Here is a 16,284-nt window from a genome sequence, read left to right as displayed (position 1 = left end):
TTGTGGCTTTGAACCCCCTCGAAGCATTATTTCCTCTAAGTTGAGCAATTACAATAAAAGCTAGACTTAAAAGGGTAGCGCTTGGGAATCTAGGCAACTACAAGTCAGTGGGTGAGGGTGTATGCGAACTCAAGATCGACTACGGTACAGGCTATCGCGTTTATTTTGGGCAAATTGGCTCTATGGTTGTGCTTTTGCTATGTGGTGGTGATAAGAGTACGCAAGACCGAGATATCAGATTAGCTAAGGAGTATTGGAAAGATTATGCAAAGCGTGAAAGCTCCAACGAGTAGAGATTATCAAGAGCATCTAATTAACTCTCTCCAAGATCCTGAAAGAGCGGCTGGCTATATCGCGGCAATTTTGGAGGAAGAAAATCCTGAGCCTGAGTTATTGCCTGCGGCACTTGATGATGTGGCTTTGGCATTGGGAGATGAAAGCGATCGCCAATGGGTAAAAGATTTTGGCACGAATAATAAAAGCCTTGCCGTGTATGAGTTGGGGGCGTGGTTGGATAGTTTGGGGCTAAAGCTAACAGTGACTGTTAAACCTTAGACATTGCTTATTTGTCCTTAACTGTCTAAATTGTCATTTCTTTTAGGTCATAGCTTAGTTAAGCTACTAACCACTGTGAAACCACAACAATATGAAAGAGACTCGTAAAAGAGGTTTTGCGATTACTAATAATGGTATAAGCCTCATAGAACAGAAAATGAAAGAAAAAGGTCTTGGAGATATAGACCTTACATTTAAGGCTGGACTTGACAAGGAAGGTAAAGCTATTACGCGCATTCGTAATGGACACCGACCTGAAAGAAAGACAATTCAAGCAATTGCAAAAGTGTTAGACATCAATCCAACCGATTTAGTTGATCCGCAAGAATGGTATCGCTCGTCTAAAAACTCTACACCAAGCCCAAGTGTTGTGAACTGGCGAAGCGTAAGTAAGGGAATGCTAGATAATTTGAAGAGGCTTACTACTGATGTTTTAACTGCTGGGGATGGTATTCGCTTTGATTTTGACGATATTTTTGTACCTTTGGGTGTGGTGGAACGGACGCAAAAAACAAGACGAAACGCAGAAGAAGGTATGCCCGATCGCGGATCTGAGTTATATGAGGAAAAGGTTGCGCCAATTACTCATGATGAGTTTTTTGAAGAGGTGCTTTTGCGGGGCAATACGAAAATCAGCAATGGTAAAAGAATTGCTGTGATTGGGGAGGCGGGAGCAGGAAAAACCACACAACTACAGAAAATCGGTTCGTGGTTGCTGGAAGAAAGTGATGATATTCCAGTCTGGATTTCTTTGACAGATTTGGGAGCGAAAAGTCTAAGGGAATATCTATTTGAAAATTGGGTGCGTGATGCTTCAGGTGAGATTGAGACTGCTCCACAAGCATGGAAAGAATCGCTAGGAGAGGCGATCGAGTCTGGGAAGGTGTGGTTATTGCTAGATGGTGTTGATGAGATGACGGTTAGCAATCCGCTTTCCGATTTATCTACTCAACTACGTGAAAGCTGGCTCAATAATATTCGAGTTGTTCTCACCTGTCGGGTAAACGTTTGGGACACTGGTAAAAATGCTCTGACGAATTTCGATGTCTATCGAAATCTAGATTTTGAGTATCCCAATGATGTCTATAAATTTATTGGTAAGTGGTTTGTTCGTACTCCAGAATTAGCTGTGGGTTTAAAACAAGCCTTAGAAAAATCGGGAAAAGAGCGTATCCGCGATATGGTAAAAAACCCTTTGCGGTTGACTTTGCTTTGTTATAGTTGGCAATTAAGTCAAGGAGAACTGCCTGAGACAAAAGCTGGACTCTATGCTTGGTTTGTTGATGCATTTTATGAATGGAATCAAGGAAAAATACAGATTGAACTCACCCACACCAAACAGGACGAACTCAATCGAGCATTGGGAGAATTAGCGAAACGAGCTATTGATGGTGAAACTTCGCGTTTTCGTCTGACTGAGACATTTATTAAAAATGTCTTGAGAGAATTCGATCTTGATTTATTCGATCTAGCGCTTAAACTCAACTGGTTAAATGAGATTGGTGTTGCCGCTGAAAATCCTCTAGAGAAAGTTTATGCTTTTTATCATCCATCTTTTCAAGAGTATTTTGCTGCTTTAGCGATCGACGAACACAACTTTTTTCTGTTAAACAAGCCTGATGATGTAATTTCTGGGTGCTACCATATTTTTGAGTCACAATGGTCAGAGGTCGCATTGTTCTGGATTGGAATGGCTTCCAAAGAAAGTAACGAGAAAAACAAATTAATTGGTGAACTAGCTGAATTCAAAGAGAACAATTACTGTTTTGCTCAGTTTGGAAAATATTTTTATGGCTATCAGTCCATAGCTTTAGCAGCAAAATTAATGGCAGAGTACATAGATTGTTCTCAAGAGAATGTAGATAATGTCATGCTGCAATTATGTCAGTATGCATTTGGATGCCTTGAAGATGAAACTCAAAGCTGGATAAGATTCCCATTCCCTATTCAGGAATCCGCGAAACAAGCTTTAATCAATTCTAAGTATGAGAGGGTCAGAGATGAATTAGATTACTTCAAAAATCTTTTATTAAAAGCTTTAGAAATAGATGATTACAATGACATTCATACATTTCTCGAATATTACTTACGCTGTTATGGTATAAATCCAACTATTGGATGCATAAGATTTTCACTCGACAGCATTGATGAAGACAAAATAGTTGAAATCTTGAGATCTGTAACTAATGAGATTGATCAATTCCTTGGACGAATGGATGGCTTAGATGGTTACGCAGGATATAAATCTAATCCAACCGAGTCTAACCCTCAAATAGATAGAGCTATCGAATCACTAATAAAAATTGACTTTGCAAATCCTCAAGAAATTATTCGGCTTATTGATTCAATTCAATATGATGAAGTTAGTGATAGTAGCCCATTTCACCAATGGTTTAGCATCAAACCTTATTTGATTAATTGCTGTATACCGCAAACAACCAAACCATCTTTACTTAGCGCAATAGTTGGCGAAATTTCAAAATGGATTTGGACTCAAACTGAAGATAGATCTGCTGAAGCTGATAACCTTTCGTATCATTTTCTATGGCGATGTTCAGAATTGATGAATTATAAAGATTTTTATGAATCATGGCATTCTGAAGCATTTACCCAAATGCCCATTAAGGAACAAGATTTGAGTTATTTAGCAAGTCAGTTAATAGATCGTGATGTAGTCCAAGAAGAACTCGATCACTCCACCAAACATCCAGAAATACGATGTTTAGTGGTTGATATGCGACAACTCGAACAAGAAATCGATCCAAATACAATTGCTGAAGAGATTGGCATTAGAATTTTTAGCTCTTTGGGACATAGGATTCCAGAAATTCAACGGATTACAAGCTTGAAGCGAATACTACTTAACCTACAGATTGATCTTGGTGCCGAGAAATTAGCGATCGCTTTGTATTGCCGTGAGGAAACTGAAGCGATCGCGCAGCTATGCCAACAAATAGCGATCGCACCTATCCATATCCGTTCTTTCCCAAAAGTACAAACCACCGAACAACTCATTGCAAAAATTCAAGCTTGGCTATCAGAAATTTGATTAGGAGATACTATGAACACCAAAGAAGCGATCGCCCGTGAAATTGAGCAAGTTCCAGAACCATTATTAGAGCAAGTATTAGAATTTCTACTATCGCTCAAGTCCAAATACTTACAAGAAAAAACAGAGATCAGCATCATGAGCGAATCATCCTTAGCAAAAGACTGGCTTAGCCCAGAGGAAGACGAAGCATGGCAAGACCTGTAAAAGGTGATATCGTCATCGTTCCTTTCCCATTCTCCGATCTGTCACAAAGTAAGCGTCGCCCAGCATTAGTCATAGCCAATCTGCAAGGTGACGATCTGATCTTGTGCCAGATTACCAGTCAAGCGATCGCTGATTCCTATGCAGTTGGCATCGATCATGATGACTTTGAAACAGGTAGTCTCAATAAATCCAGCAACATTAGACCCAATCGCATATTCACTGCAGATCGGTCAATTATTTTATCTGTTGCGGGGCATCTCAAATCCACGAAAACTAGTGAAGCGATCGCTAAAATTATCGAGATACTAAATATGACATGAAAGACTATCACATCAATATTTTCTACAGCGAAGAAGACGAAGCTTACATTGCCGATATTCCCGATCTTAAATTTTGCTCAGCCATTGGTGACAGTCCAGAACAAGCACTTCATGAAGTTATTCTCGCTAAAACAGCGTGGCTCGAAGCTGCAAAAGCAGAGGGTAAAACAGTTCCAATACCACGTTACCGTCCTGCGATCTATCAAATTGTCGCCTAGTGAGGCAAACACAATAGCTCGTAATTTACCTGAAACACTCAAAGCCCAGATTCGTCAGATTAAATATTTCCCTTTGATAATTATTTTTTCTGCGAGAGTGGGAGGTAGGGGCTTCTCAAAGTAGTACCCTTGGGCAAATTCGCATCCAATTTGCTTAAGATACATGGCTTGTTCGAGCGTTTCAACACCCTCAGCAACAACGTCCATGCCTAATTGATGAGCCAGGGTAACGATCGCTTGCACAATCAAGGACTTATTCGATCGATCTAAATTGCTATCTTCGATAATGCTAATAAAGGAGCGATCAATTTTAAGGGTTTTAACTGGAAAACGATGCAGATAGTTGAGAGAGGAATAGCCCGTACCAAAATCATCAATACAGAGTTGAATTTCGCGTTCCCTAAGTTGCTTGATAATTAAGTCCGCCGATTCAGCATTATCCATAATTGCAGTTTCGGTGATTTCCAGCTTTAGCATATTGCCGCTAACACCTGTATCAGCAAGGATGCGATCGATGCGATCCATCAGATCGGGGAGAGAAAATTGTTTGACAGAAAGATTTACATTGATCCTAACGGAGAATAGTTTTTCAAACTTTTCTTGCCAAGCTTTGATTTGACTACAAGCTTCTCTCAATGTCCATTCTCCAATTTGGGCAATCAGTCCAGTCTCTTCGGCAACAGGAATAAATTGAGACGGGGGAATAAAGCCTTCTGTAGGATGATTCCAACGAATGAGTGCCTCAAAGCCAACCAGATCGCCAGTAGCTAAGGAAATGACAGGCTGATAATAAAGTAGAAACTGTTGTTGTTCTAGAGCTAGTCTTAAATCTGTTTGTAATTCAAAGACTTTGCGCGTAAGAACATGCATGTCGGGATGAAAGACTTGATAGCAGGCTTTTCCATTTGCTTTAGCTTGATACATCGCTGTATCGGCATCCCGTAAAATTGTGTCAGGCAAATCATAATTTGGATTTCCAAAAACAATGCCAATACTGACATTGATGAAAATTTCTTTGTCGCCTAAAATGAAAGGTTCTAAATATAGAGATTCAATAATGTGATTTGCAGCCGCGATCGCATCTCCTGGATCTTCCAATTCTTCTAATAAAATTGAGAATTCATCACCACCGAAGCGTGCCACGCTATCAACCGAACGGATTTTTTGCTTGAGGCGGTCGGAAAACTCTACGAGCAGCATATCGCCCAATAGATGACCAAGGGACTCGTTGATAAACTTAAAGCGATCGCAGTCGAGGAATAAAACAGCAAAGCTATAGTCTGCACAATATTTGATCCGTTTCAGTGACTGTGCTAGGCGATCGATAAACAGCGATCGATTGGGTAAATCTGTCAGCGGATCGTGGAAAGCCAAATGCTGAAGCTGTTTTTGAGTTGAGATATGCTTTTGGATTTCCTGCTCTAATTGAGCAGTTCTCAGCTTTACACGTTCCTCAAGATCGGTATTTAACTTTCTGATTTCAGCTTTTGCAGCTAGCAAAGACATTTGATTTTCTACCCGCACAAGCACTTCCCGAAGTTGTAGGGGTTTGGTCATATAATCTACGCCCCCTACTTCAAATGCTTTGACTTTATCTAAAACCTCATTGAGGGCACTCAAAAAAACCACAGGAATATCTTGTGTTGTCGGATCGGCTTTGAGTCTTTGACACACCTCATAGCCGTTGATGTCAGGCATCTTGATATCTAAGAGGATTAGATCGGGGGCAAAAGTTTTTGCTGCGTTTAGTCCTGCCATGCCGCAGTTTGCAGCTTCTACTTTATAACCCCAGTTAGGCAGAAAATCTATTAAAAGCTCTACGTTCGTTGGCGTATCGTCAACAACTAAAATTTTACCCTTTACAACATCAATTGCTGACTCATCCATAAATGTCATGCTCTGTGGAAGAATTGCATACAACAATCCTAATTTATTCTGAATAAGGGAGAGAACTTTAGCAGTATAGGCTGAGCCAAAGATTAAAACATCAACCGAAAAGTTCACCCAGTTGGGTGATTCTGAGAAGTTTGAGGTATTTGTATGAACCTTGCAATCTTATTTAAGTCTTTTATTAAGGTAACAATGGCTTAGAGTCAATAAAACCTAACCTGCTGAGAATTGCATTTTAGAATCAAGAAAAATTTTTGGTAATACTTGCTACCTAGACGCAATGTTAAGATGCAGTTAGAAAATCTATTTTAGTTAATTTAAATGCGTTAATTAAACAATTAATTTGCCAGCTTTTAAATTTTCTTTTAACTTCACGAGTGCCCCATACGCATCATGACTTTAGCTTATGTCAAGTCATCTTTGACTGACCCCTCAACTGATTCCTCAGCATCATCGCTAGCCGATAAAGTCCGAGCCGACTTTCCGATTTTGGATCAAGAAGTAAATGGTAAACCTCTGATCTATTTTGATAATGCTGCGAGTTCTCAAAAACCGATCGCAGTTCTCAATGCTTGGCGTAGTTATTACGAGCATGACAATGCTAACGTGCATCGCGGCGCACATACCCTCAGCGGTCGTGCCACGGATGCCTATGAAGGGGCAAGAGAGAAGGTTGCCAAGTTTATCAATGCGCGATCGCCACAAGAAATCATTTATACCCGCAATGCTAGTGAAGCGATCAACCTTGTTGCCTATGCTTGGGGCTTAGATAGCTTACAAAAAGGCGATGAGATTATCCTCACGGTCATGGAGCACCACAGTAACATTGTTCCTTGGCAGTTAATCGCCCAGAGAACAGGGGCTGTTCTGAAGTTTGTCATCCCTACTCCGACAGGCGAATTCGATCTAGAGCAGTACAAATCTTTACTGAGCGACAAGACAAAACTGGTGTCGGTGGTTCATGTCTCAAACACATTGGGGTGTGTCTCACCTGTCTCAGAAATTATTCAATTGGCTCATGCTAGAGGAGCTAAGGTTCTCATTGATGCCTGTCAGAGCATTCCACATATGCCTATTGACGTGCAGTCAATGGATTGCGATTGGTTAGTAGCATCTGGACACAAAATGTGTGCGCCCACGGGGATTGGATTTCTCTATGGCAAATTGGATCTACTGCGGTCGATGTCACCGTTTATGGGCGGTGGTGAGATGATTGCCGAGGTCTTTCTCGATCGCTCTACCTATGCCGAGCCACCCCACAAATTTGAAGCAGGTACACCTGCTATTGGCGAAGCGATCGCCCTGGGTGCCGCTGTGGACTATCTCACTGCGATCGGAATGGATAAAATTCACGCCTACGAGCAGGAATTGACCTCATACTTGATCGAGCAGTTACAGCAAATTCCTGATTTGACCATCTATGGACCTCTTACAAATAGAGCAGGTTTAGCTGCTTTTACTGTGAAGGGTGATATTCATGCTAATGATATTGCGGCAATGTTGGATCAGTCGGGTGTAGCCATTCGGTCGGGGCATCACTGCACGCAACCCTTACATCGCCATCTTGGCATTAGTGGTACGGCAAGGGCAAGCCTGTACTTTTACAACACTAAGTCAGAGATTGATGGATTCATTACGGTTCTTAAAGATACTCTGAGTTTCTTTCATAGCGTTATGAGTTAGCGTTTTGGAATTGTTGTTTAAGGCTGTAAAACCATACTCCATTCTTTATGCTGTTTGTCCCAAAATGGGGCATCCGTTTCCCCTACGACATTTGGTCCCCAATAGGCTCTAGAGCCATCGATCGCAAAGGCAAAAATAATATCTCCCTTACGCAATACCACCTTTTCACTGGGTAAAGACAACAGTAGTCCTTCTGAGCCTCCCTCTTTAGGGGCAAAGTCCCAATTTAAGGGTTCGACTTGATTCCACGATGTTTGCGAGCCTTTTCGGAGCAGTAGGACAATTCTGACGGGACTATCGGTACGATTACCCACTCGTAGACTTCCCTGTGCTGTGTCAGGCAAAGAGTCTGGTCGAGGAAAACTACTAGGTAAAGCAGGAATCACGATCGCTTGTGGTTCGGTGGTTTCACGCACGGGTGCAGGACCAAATTTTTGCCATAGTCCCACACCCACTAGGGCAATTACCATTCCCAGAATGAGTGGATACGCTTGTTTGGCATTAATAAACTGCATCGTCAAAGAACAGAAGAGAGCTACTACTATTGTGATCTAAACCTGACGGTTTTACGTCATTTTTATATTCAGGTTTATTTTCGGTCTTGGCTTTGATTCGATTCGGAGCAATCCTAGGAATAGAGATGGTGGATTTGACGGAAAATCTTTGCAAATCTGTAAAAATAAAGACCTAAAACTTATTGTCCAAAAGGTTTTCCTTTTCTTCATTAAGGATGGGTTAAGGATTTTTCTTGCGCCCCTGTTCGTCGTAATAATCGGGTTTGACCACCTGGCGCGATCGCGCGATCGCCAACGAATTTGCCTCAATATTCCCTGTAACGATCGATCCCGCTGCCACATTCACATTCTCACCTAAGGTAATAGGCGCAACAAGCACAGAGTTAGAGCCTGTTTTACTGCGATCCCCAATCGTGGTTTGATGTTTCTGAAATCCATCGTAGTTGGCGGTGATCGTGCCTGCCCCAATGTTAACCCGATTGCCGATCTTGGCATCCCCTAAATAGCTGAGATGGGCAGCATTGGTGCGATCGCCGAGGTGTGCTTTTTTAAGTTCGACAAAATTGCCAATCCGACAGCGATCGCCCACATGAGATTCGCCACGAATATGGGCATAGGGCCCAACTCGACAGTCCGCACCAATTTGGCTATCCTCAACCACAGAAAACACAACCCGACAATTCTCACCGATCTCACTATTGGTAATTAGGCTACTCGGCCCTATCTGTGCCCCCGAGGCTATACGGGTGTTTCCGCGCAGGTGAGTGTGGGGTTCCAACACCACATTGGGGGCAAGTTCGACCGTATCTTCAATCGTGATCGTTTCAGGCAAAATCATGGTTACGCCTTCACGCATCCATTTCTCTCTAGTACGTGTTTGTAATACTTGATAGGCATGGGCTAACTGTATGCGATCGTTAATGCCAAAACTTTCTTCATAATCATCGATATCTACCGCCATCACAGGCTGCATAAAGTCAAATACTTGCGTTAAATAATATTCTTTTTGATCGTTATCTGTAGTTAATTTAGGCAGAGCTTGGGCGAGATCGCTCCAACGGAAACAATACACGCCCGTACTTACCCTGCGATTTTGGCGTTGTGCGGTATTGCAGTCTCGATGTTCGATAATGCGTTCAATTTGCATGGCTTGATTGCAGAAGACGCGACCATACCCAGTGGGATCGGACAACATCGCGGTTAAAACCGTTGCCGCCGCTCCCTGCTTTTGATGAAAGGCAATTAGGTTTTGGACGGTTTCAGGGCGCAGTAAAGGCGTGTCCCCCGTCAAGACGACTAAATCTCCTGAAAAATCGGCAAGGGGTTCGATCAATTGTTGGATGGCATGACCTGTGCCCAGTTGTTGTGCCTGTTCGACAAACTCAATATCTGTGCGATCGCTGAGGGTTTGACGCACCAGATCGCTACCGTAACCGACAATTACCAGCTTGCGATCGACATAAAGATCGGTGGGTTGAACAGATAGGGCATCGGGAATGTCAAGCACCCTTTCGATCAGCGATCGCCCGCCGAGCTGCTGCAATACTTTAGGCAGTGTGGATTTCATCCGCGTTCCCTTACCTGCCGCCAAAACCGCTACTGCTAACATTAGCCTACCTATTCCGTCTATCTCCTGTGCGTTCAACATTCTACCTCAGAGTTTCTCCAGAAACAGACTGAACTAACACACTTACCCTCTAAATGCCCCAAATATTTTCGATCCAATAATTTCAGGAAGGGTATGTCACCGAGCACTATCGATCGCGTGCTGCAAATTTCCCTAAATTCCCCTTAGAGAAAGTCGTTGCCAAACTGATGGAAATTGTAGGATTGTTTGTTATAGGCAGAGTTCCAATAAGGATGAGATCCCTCTTGTTCTGTGAGACATGACTTCAAGAGACTGTCCTTAGCAAATTTGGCTAGATCTGCGATCGGAAGTATAAATTCGCGTAAGGGAGGGAATCAAAAAGAGATTTTATGATCGCTGTGAACTGGAACTGCTGTTTGGCATAGATCCTAACAAGAGGATTGCTATTTCCAACGAGATTGAGAAAAATGAGTTCTACCAAGATCGCTGCTTTATCCTACGTTACATTGATACGTTCGCTCGATTGATTGGTACTTTCTGTTAGATCGAAGCGAACCTGTCGATAGAGAGCTTCAACGGGCAAAGAGAACCCTATACTCTCTAAGGTCAGAGTTTCACCCTTTTCATAGGGATAGAGTACCCAAAGACCCTGTGAATTTTTCCTAAAACACTCCACACCGATTTGTTCGGATTGAATCAAAACATACTCCTGTAAGGTTTCGAGCTTGCGATATTGCATGAACTTGCCTCCGCGATCGTAGGCTTCGGTTGATGGGGATAGAACCTCGACAATTAAACAAGGATACTGGACAAACAGATTGTTCCCTCGATCTTCAGCTTCTATGTCTCTAGGATCGCAGGTAACCACCAGATCGGGGTAGTGATAGGCGCTCGCTTTCGAGAGTTGAACCTTGACATCGGAAGCATAAAATTCGCATCCCTTATTCTGGAGATAGCTATCTAGACTTGTTGCCAAATTTAAGGCAATTCGATTGTGAGATCTTGTCCCACCTGCCATAGCAAATACTTCTCCGTCGATGTACTCATGACGAATTTGCTGATGCGACTCCCATTCTAGATACTCTTGAGGAGTCATGTGGCTTTGTTGAGGTTGCGCAATCATAAAATGTTAGGGTGCGAGACTTGTATATATTCTAAAGTTTTTGGTCTCGAGTGTTTGATTTAAAGTTTTTGGTCTAGAGCTTTGGGTCTAGAGCTTTTGGCAGTACTCCGCGATCGCTTTGGGATAGATCGAATGCTCTTGTACCTGAATGCGTTGCTGTAACGAACTAGGCGTATCATCGGGTAACACGGGCACAGCCGCCTGTTGCAAAATTGGACCGCAATCTACCTCAAGGCTAACAATATGCACGGTGCAACCAGCGATCTTGACTCCATAATTTAAAGCTTGGTCGATCGCGTGAATGCCGGGGAAACTGGGCAGCAAACTAGGATGAATATTCAAAATGCGATCGGGAAAGGCATCAATCAAAACCTGCGTCACTACGCGCATCCAACCCGCCATAATTACGAGATCGACATGATGTGCCTGCAAAACTTCAATAATCGCTGCATCTAAGGCTTCTCTAGATTTGTAATGGCGGTGATTGAGTAAAACAGCGGGGATCCCTAGCCGTTCTGCCCTTTGTCGCACATAGGCATCAGGGTTGTTATAGATTAAAACCTCGATCTTGGCATTGAGCCGCCCCTCTGAGATGGCTTGCGCGATCGCTTCTAAATTACTACCGCTACCGGAAGCTAAAACTCCTAAGGAGACTGTTGTAGAAACTGGCTGTGAGATTGTAGTCATGCAACTAAGATATTATAGATAAGCACTAAATATAGCGGTTAACAGTTTGGTAGCAGTTATTGGTTATCGGTTATTAGTTTTGGGATTGAAGACCGACAACTGAACACTGACAACTTAACTCCCCTGCTTGCTTAATGTTCTTATTTTGTTTACACTGTCTCTGAATTATGTCTCTGACTGCTACTGAGTCGATCGCGTCTATCGACGACGAACTTTCCAAGCGAACCATAGCCCTAGATCCGGGTGGCTACTTTATTATTTATCTCGACCGAGACAAAGACTTAATCTGCGCCAAGCACTTTACCAATGTGATTGACGAACGAGGGCTAGCAGTCGATCCAGAGACAGGTAAACCAATTCCTGCTAAGGGCAAAGTTGTACGGGAGGCTAGTACAATCTTTCAAGCTAGAACGGCTAAAGAATTGTGCGTAGAGATATTTGAGCGATCGCAGCCCTGTCTAGTAACGATGCTAGATCATGCTGCCTACCTCGGTAGAGAAGCACAAAAAGCCGAATGGGCATTGCTCCACCAGCAAGAATACATTCAAGACTGATCCTGTAATGAGAAGCCAAATGCCATCCTTAACAAACCATTGGTGGGAAATCCTCGTCCGATCCGATTGCGCATTGGAGGAACTGGTGTTTTGGCGGTTACAAATGTTTGGTTGTCAAGGCACTGCCAGTCAGGTGAAAGGGACTCAGATTTCGATACGGGCTTACTTACCCACAGAAAAAGCAAGTTCGTTAGACTTGGCAGCCCTGTCGTTATTGTTGCGTCAAGATGCGATCGTCAGCGGTCAAGAGCCTCCGATTGCCAAATGGGTATTGATCGACGAAGAAGATTGGTCGAGTAGCTGGAAACAGCACTGGCATCCTCAAGAAATTGGCGATTCCTTTACGATCTATCCTGCATGGATAGAACCACCCCAAGAAGAGCAACGTCACATTTTGAGGCTCGATCCTGGCAGTGCGTTTGGGACAGGTGCCCATGCCACCACACAGCTTTGCCTCGAAGCCTTAGAAATGCGTCTGTATGGTTTAACTCCAGATAGTACGGCGACCTTTGCTGATATTGGTTGCGGCTCTGGCATCTTGAGCATCGGTGCGGTCTTGCTTAATGCCCATAAGGTTTATGCCGTAGATACTGACATTTTGGCGATCAAAGCCACGCATCATAATCGCGAACTCAATCACATTCCCGAAGATAAAATTTGGGTGACAGAAGGAAATCTCGATACCCTTCTGGCTCATATCCCTGAACCAGTGAATGGATTTGCTTGCAATATTTTGGCAGATGTGATTGTGGAACTGATTCCCAAATTTGAGCAACTGATCAAACCAGATGGCTGGGGCATCTTGAGCGGTATTTTGGTCGAGCAATTTCCAAAAGTAGCTGAAGTTTTAGATAAACATAAATGGATTGTGGCAACTCTCTGGAAGCGCCAAGAATGGAGTTGTTTAACCATACGCAGATCGTAAGCCATGAATATTCTTGGCATTAATGCCTATCACGGTGATAGCTCAGCTTGCTTACTCCAAAATGGCCAGCTAGTGGCAGCAGTCGAAGAGGAACGCTTTACCCGCATCAAGCACTGGGCTGGGTTCCCATCAGAGTCGATTCGGTATTGTCTAGAGGTCGGGAAGTTATCTGGAGTTGACCTCGACCATGTGGCAATTTCCTATAATCCCAAGGCAAATCTCAATCGCAAACTGATGTTCGCCTTGCAGCAACGTCCCAGTTTGCAATCTCTGTTAGATCGGTTTGTCAAGCAAACGAAATCCCTCAGTCTCAAGCAAAATCTCGCGATCGCCTGTGACTGCGATCCAGAATCCCTTACCGCCACATTTCACAATCTCGAACATCATTCCACTCACTTCGCTTCTACTTTTTTTACTTCTCCCTTCGATCGCGCCGCAATTCTTTCGATTGATGGCATGGGGGATTTTGTCAGTACCCTGTCAGGCGCAGGTGAGGGTAATCAATTACAATACTTCGATCGCACATTCTATCCCCATTCGCTTGGCTATTTTTACAATGCCATTACGCTCTATTTAGGATTCCTTGCCTATGGCGATGAATATAAAGTCATGGGATTGGCTCCCTATGGAGAACCTGAGTATTTAGAGGCTTTTCGGCGGATTGTCTATCCTCAAGGCGAAGGTCTGGAGCTAAACCTTGATTATTTCAACCATCACCAACAGGGCATTACGATGAGCTGGGATGACGGTGCGCCCACAGTAGCGCCCTTTCATAGTCCTGAGCTAGAGAATTTACTGGGAGCTAGCCGAAAACCGCAGGAAGAATTAACTGCGAAGCACCAAAACATTGCGGCATCTTTACAAGCAGTGACGGAAGAGATTCTATTCCATCTTTTACAACACCTGTACGAACGAAATCCTATCAAAACGGAGAATCTTTGTTTGGCGGGGGGAGTCGCAATGAACTCCGTCGCCAATGGCAAAATTCACCAACAAACACCGTTTCAGAATATCTATGTGCCTGCGGGAGCTGCCGATAATGGCACTTGCTTTGGTGCAGCTTTTTATGTGTGGCATCAAATTCTCAAGCAGCCGCGCAGTTTTACTTTGGAACATGCTTACTGGGGCTCGGAATTCTCGGATGATGCCTGTCTGGCAGCGATCGAACGTCACCCTCTGCGATCGCTACAGATCTATCCCTATTTAGAGCAACGGGAATTACTCGATAAAGTCGTGGCAGCTTTATGCGAGGGGAAAGTAGTGGGCTGGTTTCAAGGTCGCATGGAATTTGGCGCTAGAGCCTTGGGCAATCGATCGCTCTTAGCCGATCCGCGTCACATGGATATGCGGGATACGATTAACCTCAAAATTAAGTTCCGCGAGAAATTTCGACCCTTTGCCCCTAGCATTCTAGAAGAGTTTGTTAACGAATATTTTGAGGTTACCGATGCTTCGTCGCAGGTTCCATTTATGGAGAAAGTATTTTTGGTGCGACCTGAGAAGCGATCGCTGATTCCTGCGGTTACCCATGTCGATGGGACAGGTCGCCTGCAAACGGTCAGTCGCAAGACCAACCCACTCTATTGGAATTTGATTCGCACCTTCGCAGAACGGACAGGCGTTCCGATGCTGTTGAATACATCCCTTAATGAGAACGAGCCCATTGTACGCACACCCGACGAAGCAATTCTCTGCTTTTTACGCACCCACATGGATGTTTTGGTCTTAGGTTCTCACTACATCGAGCGATGAGAACTTATCAAGAAGCTGTGGGAATTACAATGAAATTAGGCTGCAAGCATTAAGCGTTCTTCCAGTTCTTTCTGTGTCCACACTTGAGATTCTGTTAACCTCAATGCATTCTCACACAACTGTTTAAAAACTTCAAACAATGGTGGATAAAATTTTACAGTATGCGTTGGATGAGATTTCCAATCTAAGGAGGAAATCACAGATAACAATTCTTGCGAACCAGACATATCGGGTGCAATTGAAAAAATCTGCCCATCAAATAAAACAGGGCAATGCTGAAGAACCTCTACTTTAAGTTTATTGTCAGCGTAAAAACTTAATAACTTCCGTAAATCTGCCCCTTTTAAAGATGCGTTTTTTCCAAAACTATTCCCAAAACCACGTCGTTTAGGTTCGTTACCTAGAATTAGTTTATATGCTTGGAACTGTATTATTTGAGAAAAATTGAAATATTTATTGTTTTTGTTATATTCATCCTCTAAACAAGCCACAATTGCTTTTTCTCTTTCTAGAAAGAGTATTTGAGATATAGTCAATCCTGTGAGTTGAGAAACTTCCTTTGAAGTCCATAGATAGTAAGTATTAAAAATGACCTTGCGTCCATCAGGAAAGGTTAAGGAAAATTTCTCAGGAGCAATGACACGATGAACGTTTTCTCCATTGGCTAGTGCTTGAACCGCTAGGCGATCGTTTTGGGCATCAATCCAAGCATCTCCTGTTTCTTGGTAGACTACAGTCGAGAGACTTGGTATTGTTTCAACCGCTTCAGGATTATCTACCAAAAAGTTGAGATGAGAAAAAAAATTATCTAGGTTAGCTGCCCCTAGGTGACTTCGTTCATTGTCGTTTAAGTTCAGATTCATAACGTTGTCGCTCCTTTTCCCATCTAGTTTTGATTAATTGCTGAGCTTCTTTCATATTACGTTTGTCGTCACCCCAGTCATGTATCCACTCCTTACGAGATTTGCCATTTGGGGAGAGGATATCCAGATGAGGACGATCGTGAAAATCATCTGCTCGAATAACGGCTACCCAGTTATCCATGTTTTCAAACTTACACTCTAGTTGAAACACATAAGTTGGACGGTGGGTTTGACGAGTTTTAATGCGTACTCGCATTCGATCTCGATCTGTCAGCATTCCTATATATTCACGATCAAAGCTCCGCCAATTCAAGGATGAAATGCAACGCCTAGAGATCTTTGCGTAAAGGGACTC

The 16,284-nt window shown here is 43.2% G+C and carries 16 protein-coding genes and 1 pseudogene; 10 read left to right on the top strand and 7 right to left on the bottom strand.

The genetic code is table 11. From position 1 onward, the window contains the following. Positions 1-53: 53 nt before the first annotated feature. The 6 genes and pseudogenes from V2H45_RS21120 to V2H45_RS21095 form a co-directional block, all read left to right on the top strand. Positions 54-293, top strand: a pseudogene (locus tag V2H45_RS21120) (type II toxin-antitoxin system RelE/ParE family toxin); the annotation flags it as partial. Further along, positions 265-555: a transcriptional regulator gene (locus V2H45_RS21115; RefSeq protein WP_330485666.1), complete on the top strand. Its 291-nt coding sequence runs from the start codon at positions 265-267 to the stop codon at positions 553-555. The pseudogene V2H45_RS21120 and the gene V2H45_RS21115, both read left to right, overlap by 29 nt. 91 nt (positions 556-646) lie before the next feature. Further along, positions 647-3,604 (top strand): NACHT domain-containing protein, encoded by a 2,958-nt coding sequence (locus V2H45_RS21110; RefSeq protein WP_330485665.1) that lies wholly within the window; start codon positions 647-649, stop codon positions 3,602-3,604. A gap of 12 nt (positions 3,605-3,616) precedes the next feature. Next, a complete protein-coding gene (locus V2H45_RS21105) occupies positions 3,617-3,811 on the top strand; it encodes a hypothetical protein (protein WP_330485664.1) in 195 nt (64 codons plus the stop codon). After that, positions 3,796-4,131: a type II toxin-antitoxin system PemK/MazF family toxin gene (locus V2H45_RS21100; RefSeq protein ID WP_330485663.1), complete on the top strand. Its 336-nt coding sequence runs from the start codon at positions 3,796-3,798 to the stop codon at positions 4,129-4,131. The genes V2H45_RS21105 and V2H45_RS21100 overlap by 16 nt, the downstream gene beginning before the upstream one ends. Beyond that, positions 4,128-4,349, top strand: coding sequence for a type II toxin-antitoxin system HicB family antitoxin (locus V2H45_RS21095; RefSeq protein WP_330485662.1), 222 nt, complete (start codon positions 4,128-4,130; stop codon positions 4,347-4,349). The genes V2H45_RS21100 and V2H45_RS21095 overlap by 4 nt, the downstream gene beginning before the upstream one ends. A 54-nt stretch (positions 4,350-4,403) precedes the next feature. Here the strand turns inward: V2H45_RS21095 and V2H45_RS21090 are convergent, their stop codons facing one another. Continuing rightward, positions 4,404-6,353 (bottom strand): two-component system response regulator, encoded by a 1,950-nt coding sequence (locus V2H45_RS21090; protein ID WP_330485661.1) that lies wholly within the window; start codon positions 6,351-6,353, stop codon positions 4,404-4,406. A gap of 279 nt (positions 6,354-6,632) precedes the next feature. On the opposite strand from V2H45_RS21090, the gene V2H45_RS21085 reads away from it, so the two are divergent. Continuing rightward, complete coding sequence (locus V2H45_RS21085; protein WP_330485660.1) at positions 6,633-7,922, top strand: SufS family cysteine desulfurase; 1,290 nt, start codon at positions 6,633-6,635, stop codon at positions 7,920-7,922. Positions 7,923-7,939: 17 nt separating this feature from the next. On the opposite strand, the gene V2H45_RS21080 is transcribed toward V2H45_RS21085, so the two are convergent. The 4 genes from V2H45_RS21080 to purN form a co-directional block, all read right to left on the bottom strand. Beyond that, on the bottom strand, positions 7,940-8,437 hold the full coding sequence (locus V2H45_RS21080) for a hypothetical protein (RefSeq protein WP_330485659.1): 498 nt from the start codon (positions 8,435-8,437) through the stop codon (positions 7,940-7,942). 220 nt (positions 8,438-8,657) lie between these two features. Further along, positions 8,658-10,046: a bifunctional UDP-N-acetylglucosamine diphosphorylase/glucosamine-1-phosphate N-acetyltransferase GlmU gene (glmU, locus tag V2H45_RS21075; protein ID WP_330485658.1), complete on the bottom strand. Its 1,389-nt coding sequence runs from the start codon at positions 10,044-10,046 to the stop codon at positions 8,658-8,660. Between the two features lie 475 nt (positions 10,047-10,521). After that, on the bottom strand, positions 10,522-11,148 hold the full coding sequence (locus V2H45_RS21070) for a Uma2 family endonuclease (RefSeq protein WP_330485657.1): 627 nt from the start codon (positions 11,146-11,148) through the stop codon (positions 10,522-10,524). Between the two features lie 87 nt (positions 11,149-11,235). Beyond that, positions 11,236-11,835 (bottom strand): phosphoribosylglycinamide formyltransferase, encoded by a 600-nt coding sequence (gene purN, locus V2H45_RS21065; protein ID WP_330485656.1) that lies wholly within the window; start codon positions 11,833-11,835, stop codon positions 11,236-11,238. A gap of 167 nt (positions 11,836-12,002) precedes the next feature. Between purN and V2H45_RS21060 the strand changes: the two genes are divergently transcribed. Genes V2H45_RS21060 through V2H45_RS21050 form a run of 3 tightly spaced genes read left to right on the top strand, consistent with a single transcriptional unit; the run spans position 12,003 to position 15,066 of the window. Continuing rightward, positions 12,003-12,389 (top strand): DUF4346 domain-containing protein, encoded by a 387-nt coding sequence (locus V2H45_RS21060; protein ID WP_330485655.1) that lies wholly within the window; start codon positions 12,003-12,005, stop codon positions 12,387-12,389. Between the two features lie 19 nt (positions 12,390-12,408). After that, complete coding sequence (prmA, locus tag V2H45_RS21055; RefSeq protein ID WP_330485654.1) at positions 12,409-13,314, top strand: 50S ribosomal protein L11 methyltransferase; 906 nt, start codon at positions 12,409-12,411, stop codon at positions 13,312-13,314. 3 nt (positions 13,315-13,317) lie between these two features. Then, the gene (locus V2H45_RS21050; protein WP_330485653.1) at positions 13,318-15,066 is read left to right on the top strand and encodes a carbamoyltransferase family protein; all 1,749 of its coding nucleotides are present in this window, start codon (positions 13,318-13,320) and stop codon (positions 15,064-15,066) included. 35 nt (positions 15,067-15,101) lie between these two features. On the opposite strand, the gene V2H45_RS21045 is transcribed toward V2H45_RS21050, so the two are convergent. Beyond that, positions 15,102-15,929 carry a hypothetical protein gene (locus V2H45_RS21045; RefSeq protein ID WP_330485652.1) on the bottom strand — a complete coding sequence of 276 codons (828 nt, stop codon included), beginning with the start codon at positions 15,927-15,929 and terminating at the stop codon, positions 15,102-15,104. After that, the coding region (locus V2H45_RS21040) for a DUF7718 family protein (RefSeq protein ID WP_330485651.1) at positions 15,904-16,284 on the bottom strand (381 nt) is incomplete at its 5' end. The genes V2H45_RS21045 and V2H45_RS21040, both read right to left, overlap by 26 nt.

The sequence above is a fragment of the Tumidithrix elongata BACA0141 genome (genome assembly GCF_036349135.1).
In the GTDB taxonomy this organism is placed as follows: domain Bacteria; phylum Cyanobacteriota; class Cyanobacteriia; order Pseudanabaenales; family Pseudanabaenaceae; genus Tumidithrix; species Tumidithrix elongata.
The sequence above is the reverse complement of the archived record's forward strand: the minus strand, read 5'-3'. Positions and strand labels throughout refer to the sequence as shown.

What these genes read in the sequence shown, in the direction of transcription:
- V2H45_RS21115 (WP_330485666.1), top strand. Translation starts at nt 265, where the DNA reads ATGCAAAGCGTGAAAGCTCCAACGAGTAGAGATTATCAAGAGCATCTA.
- V2H45_RS21110 (WP_330485665.1), top strand. Translation starts at nt 647, where the DNA reads ATGAAAGAGACTCGTAAAAGAGGTTTTGCGATTACTAATAATGGTATA.
- V2H45_RS21105 (WP_330485664.1), top strand. Translation starts at nt 3,617, where the DNA reads ATGAACACCAAAGAAGCGATCGCCCGTGAAATTGAGCAAGTTCCAGAA.
- V2H45_RS21100 (WP_330485663.1), top strand. Translation starts at nt 3,796, where the DNA reads ATGGCAAGACCTGTAAAAGGTGATATCGTCATCGTTCCTTTCCCATTC.
- V2H45_RS21095 (WP_330485662.1), top strand. Translation starts at nt 4,128, where the DNA reads ATGAAAGACTATCACATCAATATTTTCTACAGCGAAGAAGACGAAGCT.
- V2H45_RS21085 (WP_330485660.1), top strand. Translation starts at nt 6,633, where the DNA reads ATGACTTTAGCTTATGTCAAGTCATCTTTGACTGACCCCTCAACTGAT.
- V2H45_RS21080 (WP_330485659.1), bottom strand. Translation starts at nt 8,437, where the DNA reads ATGCAGTTTATTAATGCCAAACAAGCGTATCCACTCATTCTGGGAATG.
- glmU (WP_330485658.1), bottom strand. Translation starts at nt 10,046, where the DNA reads ATGTTAGCAGTAGCGGTTTTGGCGGCAGGTAAGGGAACGCGGATGAAA.
- V2H45_RS21070 (WP_330485657.1), bottom strand. Translation starts at nt 11,148, where the DNA reads ATGATTGCGCAACCTCAACAAAGCCACATGACTCCTCAAGAGTATCTA.
- purN (WP_330485656.1), bottom strand. Translation starts at nt 11,835, where the DNA reads ATGACTACAATCTCACAGCCAGTTTCTACAACAGTCTCCTTAGGAGTT.
- V2H45_RS21060 (WP_330485655.1), top strand. Translation starts at nt 12,003, where the DNA reads ATGTCTCTGACTGCTACTGAGTCGATCGCGTCTATCGACGACGAACTT.
- prmA (WP_330485654.1), top strand. Translation starts at nt 12,409, where the DNA reads ATGCCATCCTTAACAAACCATTGGTGGGAAATCCTCGTCCGATCCGAT.
- V2H45_RS21050 (WP_330485653.1), top strand. Translation starts at nt 13,318, where the DNA reads ATGAATATTCTTGGCATTAATGCCTATCACGGTGATAGCTCAGCTTGC.
- V2H45_RS21045 (WP_330485652.1), bottom strand. Translation starts at nt 15,929, where the DNA reads ATGAATCTGAACTTAAACGACAATGAACGAAGTCACCTAGGGGCAGCT.